Source organism: Streptomyces sp. SP18BB07, assembly GCF_036322545.1.
Lineage (GTDB): Bacteria > Actinomycetota > Actinomycetes > Streptomycetales > Streptomycetaceae > Streptomyces > Streptomyces deccanensis.
In genome coordinates, this window is sequence record NZ_JAQYWT010000348.1 from 16,363 (window position 1) to 30,866 (window position 14,504).

At 72.0% G+C, this 14,504-nt stretch carries 11 protein-coding genes; 5 read left to right on the forward strand and 6 right to left on the reverse strand.

The genetic code is table 11. The features are described 5' to 3' along the window. Positions 1 to 166 precede the first annotated feature (166 nt). From PUR53_RS33730 to PUR53_RS33740, 3 genes are read left to right on the forward strand one after another with little or no spacing between them, the layout of a single operon-like run. Positions 167 to 3,124 carry a glycoside hydrolase family 2 TIM barrel-domain containing protein gene (locus tag PUR53_RS33730; protein WP_329910771.1) on the forward strand — a complete coding sequence of 986 codons (2,958 nt, stop codon included), beginning with the start codon at positions 167 to 169 and terminating at the stop codon, positions 3,122 to 3,124. 24 nt (positions 3,125 to 3,148) lie between these two features. After that, positions 3,149 to 4,978 (forward strand): LamG-like jellyroll fold domain-containing protein, encoded by a 1,830-nt coding sequence (locus PUR53_RS33735; protein WP_329910772.1) that lies wholly within the window; start codon positions 3,149 to 3,151, stop codon positions 4,976 to 4,978. Between the two features lie 21 nt (positions 4,979 to 4,999). After that, the gene (locus tag PUR53_RS33740) at positions 5,000 to 6,694 is read left to right on the forward strand and encodes a PHP domain-containing protein (RefSeq protein WP_329910773.1); all 1,695 of its coding nucleotides are present in this window, start codon (positions 5,000 to 5,002) and stop codon (positions 6,692 to 6,694) included. Positions 6,695 to 6,767: 73 nt separating this feature from the next. Here PUR53_RS33740 and PUR53_RS33745 read toward each other — a convergent pair whose 3' ends face one another. Genes PUR53_RS33745 through PUR53_RS33760 form a run of 4 tightly spaced genes read right to left on the reverse strand, consistent with a single transcriptional unit; the run spans position 6,768 to position 10,600 of the window. Beyond that, positions 6,768 to 7,223: a MaoC family dehydratase gene (locus tag PUR53_RS33745; protein WP_239758770.1), complete on the reverse strand. Its 456-nt coding sequence runs from the start codon at positions 7,221 to 7,223 to the stop codon at positions 6,768 to 6,770. 14 nt (positions 7,224 to 7,237) lie between these two features. Next, positions 7,238 to 8,746: an o-succinylbenzoate--CoA ligase gene (gene menE / locus PUR53_RS33750; RefSeq protein WP_329896882.1), complete on the reverse strand. Its 1,509-nt coding sequence runs from the start codon at positions 8,744 to 8,746 to the stop codon at positions 7,238 to 7,240. A 49-nt stretch (positions 8,747 to 8,795) separates the two neighbouring features. Beyond that, positions 8,796 to 9,671, reverse strand: a complete 876-nt coding sequence (locus PUR53_RS33755) for an amidohydrolase family protein (RefSeq protein ID WP_329896988.1) — start codon at positions 9,669 to 9,671, stop codon at positions 8,796 to 8,798. An 11-nt stretch (positions 9,672 to 9,682) separates the two neighbouring features. Continuing rightward, positions 9,683 to 10,600 (reverse strand): SDR family NAD(P)-dependent oxidoreductase, encoded by a 918-nt coding sequence (locus tag PUR53_RS33760; RefSeq protein WP_275593202.1) that lies wholly within the window; start codon positions 10,598 to 10,600, stop codon positions 9,683 to 9,685. 246 nt (positions 10,601 to 10,846) lie between these two features. Between PUR53_RS33760 and PUR53_RS33765 the strand changes: the two genes are divergently transcribed. Together PUR53_RS33765 and PUR53_RS33770 are read left to right on the forward strand one after the other, a co-directional pair. After that, positions 10,847 to 11,272: a MarR family winged helix-turn-helix transcriptional regulator gene (locus PUR53_RS33765; RefSeq protein ID WP_329896883.1), complete on the forward strand. Its 426-nt coding sequence runs from the start codon at positions 10,847 to 10,849 to the stop codon at positions 11,270 to 11,272. Between the two features lie 7 nt (positions 11,273 to 11,279). After that, positions 11,280 to 12,101, forward strand: a complete 822-nt coding sequence (locus tag PUR53_RS33770; RefSeq protein WP_329896884.1) for an IclR family transcriptional regulator — start codon at positions 11,280 to 11,282, stop codon at positions 12,099 to 12,101. A gap of 95 nt (positions 12,102 to 12,196) precedes the next feature. Here the strand turns inward: PUR53_RS33770 and PUR53_RS33775 are convergent, their stop codons facing one another. Both PUR53_RS33775 and PUR53_RS33780 read right to left on the reverse strand, forming a co-directional pair. After that, entirely contained in the window at positions 12,197 to 13,996 is a 1,800-nt protein-coding gene (locus PUR53_RS33775; RefSeq protein ID WP_329910774.1) for a sulfatase-like hydrolase/transferase, read from the reverse strand. Between the two features lie 283 nt (positions 13,997 to 14,279). After that, on the reverse strand, positions 14,280 to 14,480 hold the full coding sequence (locus PUR53_RS33780) for a hypothetical protein (RefSeq protein ID WP_329896886.1): 201 nt from the start codon (positions 14,478 to 14,480) through the stop codon (positions 14,280 to 14,282). Positions 14,481 to 14,504: the final 24 nt, after the last annotated feature.

The following is a 14,504-nucleotide window of genomic DNA, read 5'->3' on the forward strand; positions in this document are numbered from 1 at the left end:
CCCGGGCCCTCGGCGGGACCCCGCTGGACTCCCCCCGCCTCATCGACATCGCGCCCACCGTCCTGGATCGCCTCGGGATCCCCCTCGATCCCGCCTGGGAGCTGCCGGGGCGTGTGCTGCCCCGGACGGTTCCCTCTCCCCCGCCCCTCCCGACTTCGGAACGGTCATGACCGACGCACTCTTCGCCCTGCGCCCCTGGACCTCGCCCGAGACGACCTCCTGGGGGCGGCTGCCCATGAACGCCGTGGACCGGCGTGCGGGGGCGGTGTCGCTGGACGGCCGGTGGCGGTTCCAGCTGCTGCCGTCGCCCGAGCGGGAGCCCGGGGCCGCCTGGTCCTCGGCCGAACTCCCCGGCTCCTGGGCCCTCGACCTGGCGGAGGACCCGCCGCAGTACACCAACGTCCGTATGCCGTGGGGCCAGTTCCCGCCGGACTGCCCGCCCGAGAACCCGACCGGGGTCTACGAGCGGGAGGTCGACATCCCCGCCGAGTGGGCCGGGCGCCGGATCGTCCTGCACGTCGGCGGCGCCGAGAGCGTGCTGCTCGTCCATGTGGACGGGCGGCCGGCCGGTGTCTCCAAGGACTCCCACCTGGCCGCCGAGTTCGACCTGTCCGGACTGGTCCGGGCCGGGGCGCGGGCCACCGTGCGGCTCACCGTGGTGAAGTGGTCGGACGCCTCGCACATCGAGGACCAGGACCAGTGGTGGCTGGGCGGCATCACCCGCCCGGTGCTGCTGTACGCCACCGATCCGCTCCATCTCGCGGACGTGACCGTGCGGGCCCACCGCGACGGGGAGCTGCGGGTGGACTGCCGGGTGCGCTCGGCGGCGGGGGCGGCGACGGGCGCGCTGCCGGCCGGGTGGTACGTCAGCGGGGACCTGGACGGTCTGGAGCTGTCCCAGGACCGCGAGTTCGACCGGCGGGGCGTCGAGGACGAGCGGGTCTCCGACTTCCTCGGCGAGGCCCGGCTGGGCACGGTCGTCCCCGACGTGCGCACCTGGAACGCCGAGACCCCCGAGCTGTACGAGCTCACCGTCCGGCTGCACCGCGCCGACGGCACCGTGGCCGACACCTCGCACCACCGGGTCGGCTTCCGCGACGTCGAGATCCGGGGCCGGGACCTGCTGGTCAACGGCGAGCGCGTCTACATCCGGGGCGTGAACCGGCACGACTTCCATCCGCTGACGGGACGGACGGTGTCGTACGAGGACATGCGCGCGGACCTGCTGACGCTGAAGCGGTTCGGCTTCAACGCGATCCGCACCTCCCACTACCCGGGCGACCCCGCCCTCTACGACCTCACCGACGAGCTGGGCTTCTACGTGGTGGACGAGGCGGACATCGAGTCGCACGACCACGCGCACGAGATCGCCGACGACCCGCGCTATCTGAACGCCTTCGTGGACCGCGTCTCCCGCATGGTCCTGCGGGACAAGAACCATCCGTCGGTGATCGTCTGGTCGCTGGGCAACGAGTCCGACTACGGGGCGAACCACGACGCGGCGGCGGGCTGGCTGCGCCGCCACGACCCGACCCGGCCGGTGCAGTACGAGGGCGCGGCGAAGCTGGACTGGGCGGCCACGGACGACGCCTCCGACATCGCCTGCCCGATGTACGCGCCCATCGAGGACTGTGTGGCGCATGCGCTGTCGGGCGAGCAGACCAGGCCGCTGATCCAGTGCGAGTACTCGCACGCCATGGGCAACAGCAACGGCACCCTCGCCGACACGTGGGCCGCCATCGAGGCAACCCCAGGTCTTCAGGGCGGGTTCATCTGGGAGTTCTGGGACCACGGCATCCTCCAGCGTGTGAACGACGGACGACCGGCCGGGCGTGGGGGCACCGGGCTGTACGAGAACGGAGTCGCCGGACCCGGTCTGCGCTGGGCCTACGGCGGCGACTTCGGCGAGACGATCCACGACGGCGCCTTCATCGCCGACGGTGTCGTTTTCCCCGACCGCACTCCCAAGCCGGTGATGTTCGAGCACCGGGAGATCGCCGCCCCGGTGCGGCTGTCCGTGGAGGGCGAGGGCACCTGGCGGGTGCTGCGGGTGCACAACCGGCAGCACTTCCGCGACCTTTCGTGGCTGGCCGCCGAGTGGGAGTTCGCGGCGGCCGACGGCGGCACGTGGACGGTGCCGGCCGAGCTGCCCGCCGTACCGCCCGGCGGTTCGGCGGTGATCGACCGGCCCGAGGTGGCGGGCGGGGCCGGCGAGATCTGGCTGACGCTGCGGGTGACGACGGCCGACGACGAGCCCTGGGCGCCGCGCGGCACCGAGGTGTGCTGCCCGCAGGTCCAGTGGTACCCGGCGGAGGAGGGCGAACCGGTGGTGGGCGCCGAGGAGGACCTCGGGCACATCCCGCCGCCGGAGACGGACCCGGACGGGCTGCTGCGGCACCCGCTGCTCGCCTCCCCGCCGCTGCTGAGCCTGTGGCGGGCGCCGACCGACAACGACGTCCTCGGCGGTATGGCCGAGCGCTGGCGCGACCTGGGTCTGGACCGCATGGAGCGCGAGCCGGTCGCCGTGGAGCGCAAGGGGTCCACCGTGCGGGTCCGCTCCCGCTGGACCACGGGTGCGGGCGTCGTCGAGCACGAGCAGGCGTTCACCGCGCTGGTGGACGGCCGGGTGCTCGTCGAGGAGACGGCCGTGCTGCCCGAGGAGCTGACGGACGTGGCCCGGGTCGGCACGGTGTTCGAGACCGTCGACGGTCTGGACGACCTCGCCTGGTACGGGCAGGGCCCCTGGGAGAGCTACCCGGACCGTGCGGCCGGGGCGCCCGTCGGCCACCACTCGGCCCCCGTGGACGCGTTGTTCACCCCTTATCTGCGGCCGCAGGAGAGCGGGGGCCGGCACGGCGTACGGCACTTCACGCTCTCCGGGGACGCCCATGACCTGGCGGTACGGCTGGACGGACCCCGGCAGGTCTCGGTCACCCGCCACCGCGCGGAGGACCTGGCGTCCGCCGCGCACCACGACGAGCTGGTGCCCCGGCCCGGTTGTGTGGTCCGCATCGACGCGGCGCACCGGGGGCTGGGCACCGCCTCGTGCGGTCCCGACACCTCACCGTCGTACCTCGTCCCCCCGGGCGTCCACCGCTGGTCGTGGACGCTGCGGGCGCTCTGAACCACGAACCCTTACGGAGTCACTGTGTGCACCTCGCACGAACCGGGGCAGGAGTCTGCCCAGGCCCGCTCGGGCAGACGTAACTTCCTGCGGGCCACGGCCCTGCTGGGCGCGGCGACGGCGGTCTCGCTGCCCGTCGTGGCGCAGGCGGCGCCGGAGCCCTTCAGGCCCGATCGCACGAGCCGTCGCTTCACGCTCGCCGTCATGCCCGACACCCAGTATCTGTTCGACGGGCCGAGCATCGACAAGGCGCCCGTCGAGGCGTCGCTGAAGTACCTCCTGGAGCACGGTGAGGAGGAGAACATCGTGTTCCTGTCGCATCTCGGGGACCTCACCCAGAACGGCACCGCGCAGGAGATGGGGGCGATCGGCCAGGCCTTCCGGCTCCTGGACCGCAAGGGCGTCGGCTACAGCGTCCTCGCGGGCAACCACGACGTGCGCTCGTCCACCGACGATCAGCGCGGCCCGACGCCCTACCTGGATGTCTTCGGGCCCGCCCGTTCCAAGGGCGGGCCGAACTTCGGCGGTGCCTCGCCCGACGGCTACAACTCCTTCCACCTCTTCGAGGCGGGCGGCCGGCAGTGGATGGTGCTGGCCCTGGACTGGCGGCTCTCCGCGAAGGGCTTCGCCTGGGCGAAGGACGTCCTGGCCCGGCACCCGAGGACCCCGGTCGTCCTCACCACGCACGAGCTGGTCGACGGGGACGACTCCCTGTCCTCGTACGGGCAGACGCTCTGGGACCGGCTGATCCAGGACCACGACCAGATCTTCCTCACCCTCAACGGGCACTACTGGCCGGCCGCGCGAGCGACCCGGAAGAACGCCGCCGACAACGATGTCCATCTGCACCTCACGAACTACCAGAACCGGTACTTCGGCGGCGCGGCGATGATCCGTCTCTACCGCTTCGACCTCGACCGGAACACCATCGACGTGGAGACGATCTCCCCGTGGATCCTGGGCCGGGCCGCGAAGGGGCTCAACGAACTGGAGCGGCAGGAGAGCGAACTCTCCGGCGACGCCGACCGGTTCACGGTCGAGATCGACTTCGAGAAGCGGTTCTCCGGTTTCGCGCCGGTGCCCGCCCGTGCGGCCCGTCCGGCGTCGAAGATGCTGATACCGGGCACGGTCGCCTACTGGCGGTTCGACGGTCAGCAGGACGGGGCGAAGGTCGGCGGCACGGTCCCGGACCGCTCAGGGCACGGCAACGACCTCACGCTGGTGACCGTCGGCGGCGGCGCCCTCACCTGGTCCGCCGACCACCACCCGGACCAGCCGGGCCACGGCAGCCTGGAGTTCCACGGCGGCAAGCCCCCGCTGACGGGCGCGTACCTGCGAACGGTCGACGGGGCGCCCCTCAACTCGGCCACGTTCAGGGACGGTTACACCATCGAGGCGTTCTACCGGCTGCCCGCCGACTGGAACCCCTCGAACCACGCCTGGGCGGGGCTCCTCGGCCGGACCGGCACGGGCGGCGCGGCGGGCAAGACCGCCGACGACCCGGACGAGCCGCTCGCCACGCTGTCGCTGTCGAACGACCGGGAGCCGCAGTGGGCGGTGCGCCCGCTCAACCAGCAGGGCATCGCGACCAACTGGGGTCAGGAGACCCCGCTGGAGACGTGGTGGCACCTCGCGGTCGTCAACGACGGCAGGCACACCACGCTCTACGTCCAGGGCTGCCCGGTCGTGCGCAACCCGAAGGCCACCGCCGTCGGGCTCACCTCCGTCGGCCTGCCCTGGATCCTCGGGGGCTACGAGTACGCCGGGAAGATCGACCAGATCCTGCACGGGCGCCTCGGTGACGTCCGCGTCGTCGAACGGGCACTGCCCGTCAAGTCGTTCATGAATCACTGAGACGCGAAGGAACCGCAGACCATGTCCGACCTGTCCGGCACACCCGAACAGCAGCTGCCCGCCTGGGCCGATCCGTCCGTCTCCGCCACCGACCTGGACGCGCAGGGGGTGTCGCGCCGTGGACTCCTGCGGGGCGCGGGCCTGTTCGGTGCCGCGTTCGCGATGGGCGCGACGGGCGCCCTGACGACTCCGGCCGCGGCCGGGTCCCGTCCGTACGGCGGTGAGGACCCGCGGCTCGCCTATCTCGTCGGCGACCATCACATCCACACCGTCTACAGCCACGACGCCAAGTACACGTTCTCCCAACTCGCTTCGGCGGGCGCGACGTACGGTCTCGACTGGATGGTGTTCACCGAGCACTCCAACTTCGGGCACGCCGACTTCGGGGCCGCGCTGGAGCACCAGGAGATCCTCCGGGCCCGTGCCGAGAACCCCCGCCAGCTGATCTTCCAGGGCCTGGAGTGGTACATCCCGGGCGCCGAGCACTGCACGGTCTTCACCACGCCCGGCCGGCACGAGGTCGACCTGCTCACCCGTTTCGAGAGCGCGTACGACGGCAAGCTGCTGGGCTACACGGACGGTTCCGTCGGCGGCGCGGACACCGCCCGCAACGAGGCGCACGCGGTCAAGGCGATCAAGTGGCTGGCGCAGCAGCGGCGTTCGGGCTACGTCGACGACGTGCTGGTCCTCGCCAACCACCCCTTGCGCCTCGGCATCGACTCCCCGCACGAGCTGCGCAACTGGCGCGACGCGGCGCCCGAGATCATGATCGGCATGGAGGGCGCGCCCGGCGCTCAGGGCGCGGCCATCCCCGGCTGGCGCGGGGCGACCTCGATGCGCGGCGAGTACGAGAACAAGCCATCGGCCCAGTCCTGGCCCGGTTATCCGGCGGAGGCGTACCTGACGTACGGCGGCTTCGACTGGTCGACGGCGACCGTGGGCGGGCTCTGGGACGCGATGCTGGCCGAGGGCAGGCTGTTCTCGATCACCACCAACTCCGACGCCCACCGGATCGTCTTCGACACCTGGAAGAACGGTGACTGGCCGGCCGGGCAGAACTTCGACAACACGGGCAAGCTGCCCGACCCGGTGAACACCGACACCCCGCAGCCGGGCAGCGACTTCTGGCCCGGCCAGTTCAGCCGCACCCACGTCGGCGTCACCCACCACGGATACCGCTCGGTGATGGCGGGCCTGCGCGCGGGCCGCGTCTGGCTCGACCACGGCCACCTTCTGGACGGCCTGGACGTCCGGGTCAAGCGCGACCGTGACCACGGCCGGGGTGTCACCCTGGGCGGCCGGCTGCGCGTCCGCAAGGGCGAGAGGCTCACGCTGACCGTGACGGTGACGACCGCGTCCCGCGCCAACCCGCAGGGGATCCTGCCGGAGTTGGCCCATGTGGACGTCATCCGGGGTGCGGTGCGCGGTCCGGTGACCGACCGGGACGTCTGGAAGGCCCCGGACACGAGGGTCGTGCACACCAAGGACGTGAGCGGTCGCAAGGGCACGTACACCCTGCGCGTCCCGGTCACGGCGGGCGACGAGTCCTTCTACCTCCGCCTGCGCGGCAGCGACGGCAAGCGGAACGGTGCCGGCTACCTGGGCGCGTCCGTGGACCCGCACGGCCCGATCCCCCACGAGCCGGGCAACGGCGACCCGTGGGAGGACACGTGGTTCTACTCGAACCCGATCTTCGTGGACGTGGTGGGAGGCTGAGCGAGAGCGCCCCTTCAGGGGCGCGGGGAACTGCGCGACCGGCCACGACGGACGCGCGGTTCCCCACACAGCCTTACGCGTAGAAGCGGGACAGGCTCTGCAGCACGGCCGCCGGCTTCGGCGCCCCCTCGATCTCGATCGTCCCGTCGACGGTGATCTGGACGCCGCCCGGCACGTCCTCCACCGACGCGAGCTTGCCGACGAGGCGGATCTTCGACCCCACCTTCACCGGCGACGGGAACCGCACCTTGTTCAGGCCGTAGTTGACCTTCGTCGAGACGCCCTCGACGTCGAGCAGCTCGGTGAAGAGCGGGATGAACAGCGACAGGGTCAGGTACCCGTGGGCGATCGGCGCGCCGAAGGGGCCCTCGGCCGCCTTCTCGGGGTCGACGTGGATCCACTGGTGGTCCCCGGTCGCGTCGGCGAAGGTGTCGATGCGCTCCTGGGTGACCTCGATCCACTCGCTGGTGCCGAGGTCGCTGCCGGCGAGCTTCTTGAGCTCGTCGATGCCGTTGACGGTGATGCTCATAGGGCGTTCCTTAGCTAAGAGTTGGTGCCGTAGCGCTTGCGCACCCGGGCCTTGAGGAGCTTTCCGGAGGCGGTGCGGGGCAGCTCGTCCGCGATCACCACCGACTTCGGGATCTTGTACTTGGCGAGCCGCCCGGCCAGCGAGGCCAGCACCTCGTCGGCGTCCAGGACGCAGCCCTCCCGGGGCACGACCACGGCTCGTGGCACCTCGCCCCACTTGTCGTCGGGGACGCCGATGACCGCGCACTCGACGATGTCGGGGTGGCCGAGGAGCTGGTCCTCGATCTCGGCGGGGTAGATGTTCTCGCCCCCGGAGATGATCATGTCCTTGATGCGGTCGACGATGAAGACATAGCCGTCCTCGTCGACCCGGGCCGCGTCCCCGCTGCGGAACCAGCCGTCGGCGAACACCGCGGCCGTCTCCTCCGGCAGACCCCAGTACCCGGGCATGACGTGCGGGCCGCGGACGACGACCTCGCCGGGCTCGTCGACGTCGACCGGGGTCATGTCGGGCCGTACGACCCGTACATCGCTGAAGAAGTGCGGGACGCCCGCCGACCCGGCCTTGCTCACGGCGTGCTCGGCGTCGAGGAAGAGCGTGCCGGGGGCCGCCTCCGTCATGCCGTAGCCCTGGAGGAAGGTGAGCCCGCGCTCCTGGAACCTGGCGATGAGCGGGGTCGGGACCGGGGAGCCGCCGCAGGAGAGCATCCTGAGCGAGGACAGGTCGGCGTCGGCCCAGCGCGGGTGCCGGGCGATCTGGTCGAACATGGTCGGCACGCCGAACATGAAGGTGATCCGGTGCCGTTCGATCAGGTCGAAGGTGGCCTCCGGCACGAAGGCCTCGACCAGGACGCAGGTGCCGCCCTTGAGCAACACGGGCAGGGTGAGCATGTTCAGCCCCGCCGTGTGGAACAACGGGGCGGAGACCAGGGCGCGTTCGTCGGTGATGACGTCCTGGTCGACGAGGACGTTGACGGCGTTCCAGGTGATGTTGCCGTGGGTGAGCATCGCGCCCTTGGGGCGGCCCGTGGTCCCCGAGGTGTACATGATGATGCAGGTGTCGTCGGCGGTGACCGGCTGGTCGATCGGCTCGGCGCCGGCTCCCGCGAGCAGCGCCTCGTACTCGGTGCCGATCTCCACGAACGTGCGCACGTCGGTCTCGCCGCCCGGCAGTCCGGCGACGAGTGCGGTGAACCCGGCGCCGTACACCAGTGCCTTGGCCCCGGAGTCCGCCAGCTGGTAGGCGATCTCGGGGCCCGCGAGGCGGGTGTTGAGCGGGACGAAGACCGCGCCGAGGGTGCCGGCGGCGAACAGCGTCTCCAGGTACGAGGGGTGGTTGGGCCCCAGGTAGGCGATGCGGTCGCCGCGGCGTACGCCGGAGGCGCGCAGGGCGTGGGCGAGGCGTGTGGTGCGCTCGTACAGCTCCCCGTAGGTGAGGCTCGTGTCGCCGTGGATCAGCGCGGTGCGCTGCGGGGTCTTGCGGGCCCGGCGGGCGGGCCACGACCCCAGTCCCTCATTGCGCATGTCTGTGCCCCTGTCCGTCGTTGCACATGGGGAGGTCCATCTGCGTCCTCTACGGTTTCGTCAGGCCGAGCAGGCGGGCGGCGTTCTCCTTGAGGATCTTCGGCTTGACCTCGTCCTTGATCGACAGCTTCTCGAAGTCGGCGAGCCAGCGGTCGGGGGTGAGGACGGGGTAGTCGGAGCCGAAGAGCACCTTGTCCTTGAGGAGGGTGTTCGCGTACTGCACGAGCTGCGGCGGGAAGTACTTCGGCGACCAGCCGGAGAGGTCGATGTGCACGCCCGGCTTGTGCGTGGCGACCGCCAGGGCCTCGTCCTGCCAGGGGAACGACGGGTGCGCCAGGATGATCTTGAGGTGCGGGAAGTCGGCGGCCACGTCGTCCACGTGCAGCGGGTTGGAGTACTTCAGGCGGATGCCGCCGCCACCAGGGACGCCGGCGCCGATGCCCGTCTGGCCGGTGTGGAAGAGCGCGATGGTGCCCGTCTCCTCGATGACCTCGTACAGGTCGTACGCCACCGAGCGGTCGTTGGGGAAGAAGCCCTGGATGCTGGGGTGGAACTTGAAGCCCTTGACCCCGTACTCCTCGACCAGCCGGCGGGCCTGCTTGACGCCGGCCTTGCCGCGGAAGGGGTCGATGGAGGCGAAGGGGATCAGGACGTCCGCGTTGGCGGCGGCGGCCTCGGCGACCTCCTCGTTGGGGACGGGCTGGGTGCCGGTCGCGGACTCGGCGTCCACCGTGAAGATCACGGCGGCCATCCTCCGCTCGCGGTAGTAGGCGGCCGTCTCCTCCAGGGTGGGCTTGCGCTTGCCCTCGACCTTGAAGTACGCGGAGGAGGCGTCGTGGAGGTCGTCGTCCAGGGAGGAGTTGCCCTTGGAGGACACCTCCGCGTGCGTGTGGACGTCGATCGCGACGAGTTCCTCGACGTTCATGGCCTCGCTCATCACGCCTCCGGGATCTTCGGGGCGGGGATGCCCACGGTCTGCGGCTCGGCGCCCAGCGAGGTCGGCCAGACATCGGCGAGGGCCTCGGGGGTCCAGCCGCCGTTCGCGTACGCCGTCTTGATCTCCTGCGGATGCGACCAGAGTGCCACCTTGTCGCCGCCGATGCCGATGGCCTGGCCGGTGACTCCGCGCGCCGCCTCGGAGGCGAGGAACGGGATCAGGGCCGCGCAGTCCTCGGGGGTGCCGAAGCCCTCGCCCTTGCGCAGGAAGTCCGGGAACGGCTTGCCCTCGCGCAGGGCCTCCACGTACGGGGCGAAGACCGGGATGGTCTCGGTCATGGCGGTGGCGGCGACCGGGATGATCGCGTTGACGGTGATGTTCGCGCGGCCGAGCTCCATCGCCCAGGTGCGGGCGAAGGCGGCGATGCCGGCCTTGGCGGCGGCGTAGTTCGTCTGGCCGAAGTTTCCGCGCTGGCCCGCCGGGGAGCCGACGAGGATCAGGGAGCCGCCCTCGCCCTGTTCGCGCATGCGGATCGCGGCGGCGCGGGCGCAGGTGAAGGTGCCCTTGAGGTGGGTGGTGATCACCGCGTCGAAGTCGTCGTCGGACATCTTCCACAGCACCTTGTCGCGGAGGATGCCCGCGTTGGTGACCAGGATGTCCAGCCGCCCGAACTCCTCCACCGCGCGGCCCACCAGACGGTCGGCGGCCTCGGTCGTGCCGACCGGGACCACCTCGGCCACGGCCTTGCCGCCCGCCTCGGTGATGGACTTCACGGCCGCCTCGGCCACGGCCTCGTCGATGTCGTTGACGACGACGGAGGCGCCGGCGGCGGCGAGGGCCTGTGCGTAGGCGAGGCCCAGGCCACGGCCACTGCCCGTGACGACGGCGACCTTGCCGGTGAGATCGATGCTGGACACGAGTGGGTCCCTTCGAGTGGCGGAGCGCTTCGAGGTCGGAGTGCGGCACCTCGGTGTCGCGGTGCGGCTTCGAAATCGAAGTTAAGAGCAATAGTTGTTGACGTCAATAGTTGTTGTTCCCCGGGCGGTGCGTCATGCTGGGGCGGTACGTACGCGCCGCCCCTGCTCGGGGCCTCGACCAGGGAGCCCGCCATCGCCCGCCAGCAGACGCAGGACGCCGCCTCGATCGACGCGCACGAGCCGTGGATGCGCGGGCTGCACGCGGACACGGGCTATCTGCTGTACCGCCTGGGGCTGCGTTCCGGGCAGCTGTTCAACTCGTCCCTCCAGGAGTCGGGGCTGAGGCTGCGGCACTACGCGCTGCTGCGCTTCCTCGCCACCTCCCCGGGCGCGCTCCAGCGCGAGCTGAGTGCGACGCTCGGCTACGACCCGAGCGCGATCGTCGGGCTGGTGGACGACCTGGAGAAGCTGGGATTCGCCGAGCGGCGCCCCTCACCCGACGACCGCCGCAGCCGTATCGTCGTGCTCACCGAGGACGGCCGGTCCTTCCTCCGGGACACCGACGAGGCCGGACAGCGGGTCTCCGACGAACTGGTGGAGCCCCTCGACGCCGCCGAGCGCGAGACGCTCCACGCGCTGCTGCAGAAGATCGCCGAGGCCGGACTGGGGTGACGCCACGATGCCGATGACCACCGACGCGCTCGCGGGAGCCGCCCGCTCCGCCCCCGACCGGCTGCTCGCCGTGCTGGCCGCCTTCGACCACGACCACCCGGCGCTCTCGCTGACCGACATCAGCCGCCGGGCCGGGCTGACCCTCACCACGGCCCACCGGCTGGTCGGCGCGCTCACCGAGTGGGGCGCGCTGGAGCGCGACGCGGGCGGGATCTACCACGTGGGGCTACGGCTGTGGGAGCTCGCGGCGCTCGCCCCGCGCGGGCTCGCCCTGCGCCAGATCGCGCTGCCGTACCTGGAGGACCTGTACGAGGCGACGCACGAGAACGTGCAGCTCGCGGTCCGCGACGGGGACGAGGTCGTCTACATCGAGTGGCTCTCCGGACGCTCCGCCGTCGGCGTCCACATCCGGGTCGGCGCACGCTGGCCCCTGCACGCCACGGGCGTGGGTCTCGCGCTCCTCGCCCACGGTGACACGGCCTCCCAGGAGGCCTACTGCCAGGGACCGTTGGCCTCCTTCACCCCGTACACCATCACGGACGGGCCCCGCTTGCGCCGCGTGCTCGCCGAAGTACGGCGCACGGGCGTGGCGGTGAGCAGCCGTCAGGTCACCGAGGACGCCCTGTCGGTGGCCGCGCCGGTGCGCGGGCCGGGCGGGGCCGTGGTGGCCGCCGTGTCGGTCGTGGTGCCGCAGGCGGGCGCCCAGGTACCGGTGTTGACGCCGGCGGTACGGGTGGCGGCACGCGGGATCTCGCGGGCCCTGGGCTGGCAGCCGGACGCGCCCCGTCGGGGGTCGCTGATCCCGGGCCGGGGGACGACCGCCTCCTGACGAGAAGGCCGGCCGCTCGGCGGGCATCTCGCCGCGCCGCTTCCGGCTCCCGAGGGGCCGGCGTGCGCCGTCCTGACCGTCCGCCTCCCGGCCGTCTACTTCCCGACCGACGCCTGCGCCACGTACGTCACCGCGGCCCCCGCGTGGGTGGCGGTGCCCCGGGCGGTGAGCCACCCCTGGCCGGCGTCGGCGGCGGGCGTGACCTCCCAGCGGGTGACGAACCGTCCGCCGGGGCGGATGCGGTCGGCGGTGACCGTGCCGCGTGCGCGCACCTGCCAGCCGTTGGGCGCGGCGAGGGCGAGGCGGGCGGCGGTCCAGGGGCGGGCGGAGCCGTTGGCGAAGGTCGTGGTGACGAGGAACTTGCCGCCCCGCCGGGTGACTTGGAGGGTGACGCCGTAGGGCTTGCGCCGGTAGTCGTCCACCCAGGAGGACCGCATCAGCCGGACCAGCGCGTCGGCCCGGGCGGGCCGGGCCGACGCCAGGTCGTTCCGCTCACCGGGGTCGCGGGCCAGGTCGTACAGCTCGACCTGCCATCGGTCGTCCGGCGCCGTCCGGTCCTGGCCGGGGGCGAACCGCACCGCCTTGAGGTCACCGCGCCGCACCGCCTCGGCCAGCCGTCGCGTCCGGCCGCCGTCGACCCGGTCGGCGCGCGGGGTGACGCCGCTGTGGTTGCGGTAGAAGTACAGGTGGCCGTGGCGGGCGGCCTCGGCGCCGTCGGCCCGCAGCAGGGAAGCCGCGGAGAGCCCGTCGATGTCCGAGGGGGCGGGCGCGCCCGCGAGTTCGGCGAGGGTCGGCAGCAGATCGATCAGCGGGGTCGGACGGTCGGTGGTACCGGCGGGGACGCGCTGCGGGGACCAGGCGATGAGGGGGACGCGGATGCCGCCCTCGTACAGGTTGCGCTTGTAGCCGCGCAGCGGGCCGTTGCCGTCGAAGAGGTCCGGGTCGGTGCCGCCCTCCTCGTGCGGGCCGTTGTCGCTGGTGACGAGGACGACGGTGCGCCGGTCGATGCCGTGCTCCCTGAGCCGGTCGACGAGGGCGCCGACCAGGGTGTCCAGACCGGTGACCTGCGCCGCGTGGGCCTTGTTCGGGCGGGTCCAGGGCTCGTCGGCGTACGCGCCGAGGTCCGGGGCGAGGCTCGGGGCGTGCGGCACGGTCGGGGCGAGGAACAGCAGGAACGGCTGGTCCTTGTGGGCGTCGACGAAGCCGAGGGCCCGCTCCTCGATGAGGTCGGGGGCGTAGACCTCGCGGGCGCCGTCCCGGTTCTCGGGGATCTCCTGCTTCTCGCCGTTGTCCCAGAGGTACGTCGGGTAGTACTCGTGCGCGTGCCTGTGCGTGAGATAGCCGTAGAACTGCTCGAAACCACGGGAGTTGGGGTGGCTCGGCTGGTTCGGGCGCTCCGGGCCGAAGCCCCACTTGCCGATGAGCGCGGTGCGGTAGCCGAGGGCCCGCAGCGCCTCGGCGAAGGTGAAGTCCCGCTCGGTCAGCGCGCCCTGGCCCCCCGGGCCCCAGGGGTTCTCGCGGACGGTGGCGTGGCCGCTGTGCAGCCCGGTGAGGAGGGAGCAGCGGGAGGGGGCGCAGACCGGGGCGGCGGCATAGGCGTCGGTGAAGCGCAGACCCTCGGCGGCCAGGGCGTCCAGGCGCGGGGTGTCGATCAGTTTCTGGCCGTAGGAGCCGAGTTCGCCGTAGCCGAGGTCGTCAGCGAGGACGACCACGAAGTTGGGGCGCTGCGAGGGGGTGCGGGCCGCGGGCACGACCGGCGCGGACGGCCGGCTGTCCTCGGGGTCGGCGTCTTCGTGGGCGCCGGCCTTGCGTCCCTCGTGCCCGACACAGCCGGCCGCCGCCCCGGTCGCGCCGACAGCGGCGGTCCCGGCGAGAAAACGGCGGCGGCTGGGCATGCGAACTCCTGGGTGATGATCGGCGGGTGGTCGTGGTCCGATGGTGGACGGGCACCCGGAGCAGAACCATGCACAGGGCATGAACAGCTTGTTGCGGCAGGTCGGCGGAAGTCGCGACGACCGACTGCGCGCCCCCGCCCCTGGAGAGGGGGGAATGCGGGGCTCTGGTTCCATGGTCCGCGGGTGATCTTGCCAGATGCCCGTGACATGCTGTTACCGCCCCCGGAGAAGTCCCGGGGCCGGTGACAGGTGATGCCGCCGATTCGGTTGTGCCGTGGGGCGTTCAGGCCGACAGGCCCTCGTAGGCGGCCGCGAGGATCATGAAGCCCCGCTCGTCGCCGAGACCCCCGTCGATCATCTGGTTCATCATGTACGCCACGGTCATCCGGGCGTCCAGGTCGACCACGACGAGCGAGCCGCCCCAACCGCCCCAGAAGCAGGTACGGGGGTTGGGCAGTTGCCCGCCGTTCAGGCCGTAACCCATGCCTTGACATGCTCCTCGCCCTGA

What these genes read in the sequence shown, in the direction of transcription:
- PUR53_RS33730 (WP_329910771.1), top strand. Translation starts at nt 167, where the DNA reads ATGACCGACGCACTCTTCGCCCTGCGCCCCTGGACCTCGCCCGAGACG.
- PUR53_RS33740 (WP_329910773.1), top strand. Translation starts at nt 5,000, where the DNA reads ATGTCCGACCTGTCCGGCACACCCGAACAGCAGCTGCCCGCCTGGGCC.
- PUR53_RS33745 (WP_239758770.1), bottom strand. Translation starts at nt 7,223, where the DNA reads ATGAGCATCACCGTCAACGGCATCGACGAGCTCAAGAAGCTCGCCGGC.
- menE (WP_329896882.1), bottom strand. Translation starts at nt 8,746, where the DNA reads ATGCGCAATGAGGGACTGGGGTCGTGGCCCGCCCGCCGGGCCCGCAAG.
- PUR53_RS33755 (WP_329896988.1), bottom strand. Translation starts at nt 9,671, where the DNA reads ATGAACGTCGAGGAACTCGTCGCGATCGACGTCCACACGCACGCGGAG.
- PUR53_RS33765 (WP_329896883.1), top strand. Translation starts at nt 10,847, where the DNA reads ATGCGCGGGCTGCACGCGGACACGGGCTATCTGCTGTACCGCCTGGGG.
- PUR53_RS33770 (WP_329896884.1), top strand. Translation starts at nt 11,280, where the DNA reads ATGCCGATGACCACCGACGCGCTCGCGGGAGCCGCCCGCTCCGCCCCC.
- PUR53_RS33775 (WP_329910774.1), bottom strand. Translation starts at nt 13,996, where the DNA reads ATGCCCAGCCGCCGCCGTTTTCTCGCCGGGACCGCCGCTGTCGGCGCG.
- PUR53_RS33780 (WP_329896886.1), bottom strand. Translation starts at nt 14,480, where the DNA reads ATGGGTTACGGCCTGAACGGCGGGCAACTGCCCAACCCCCGTACCTGC.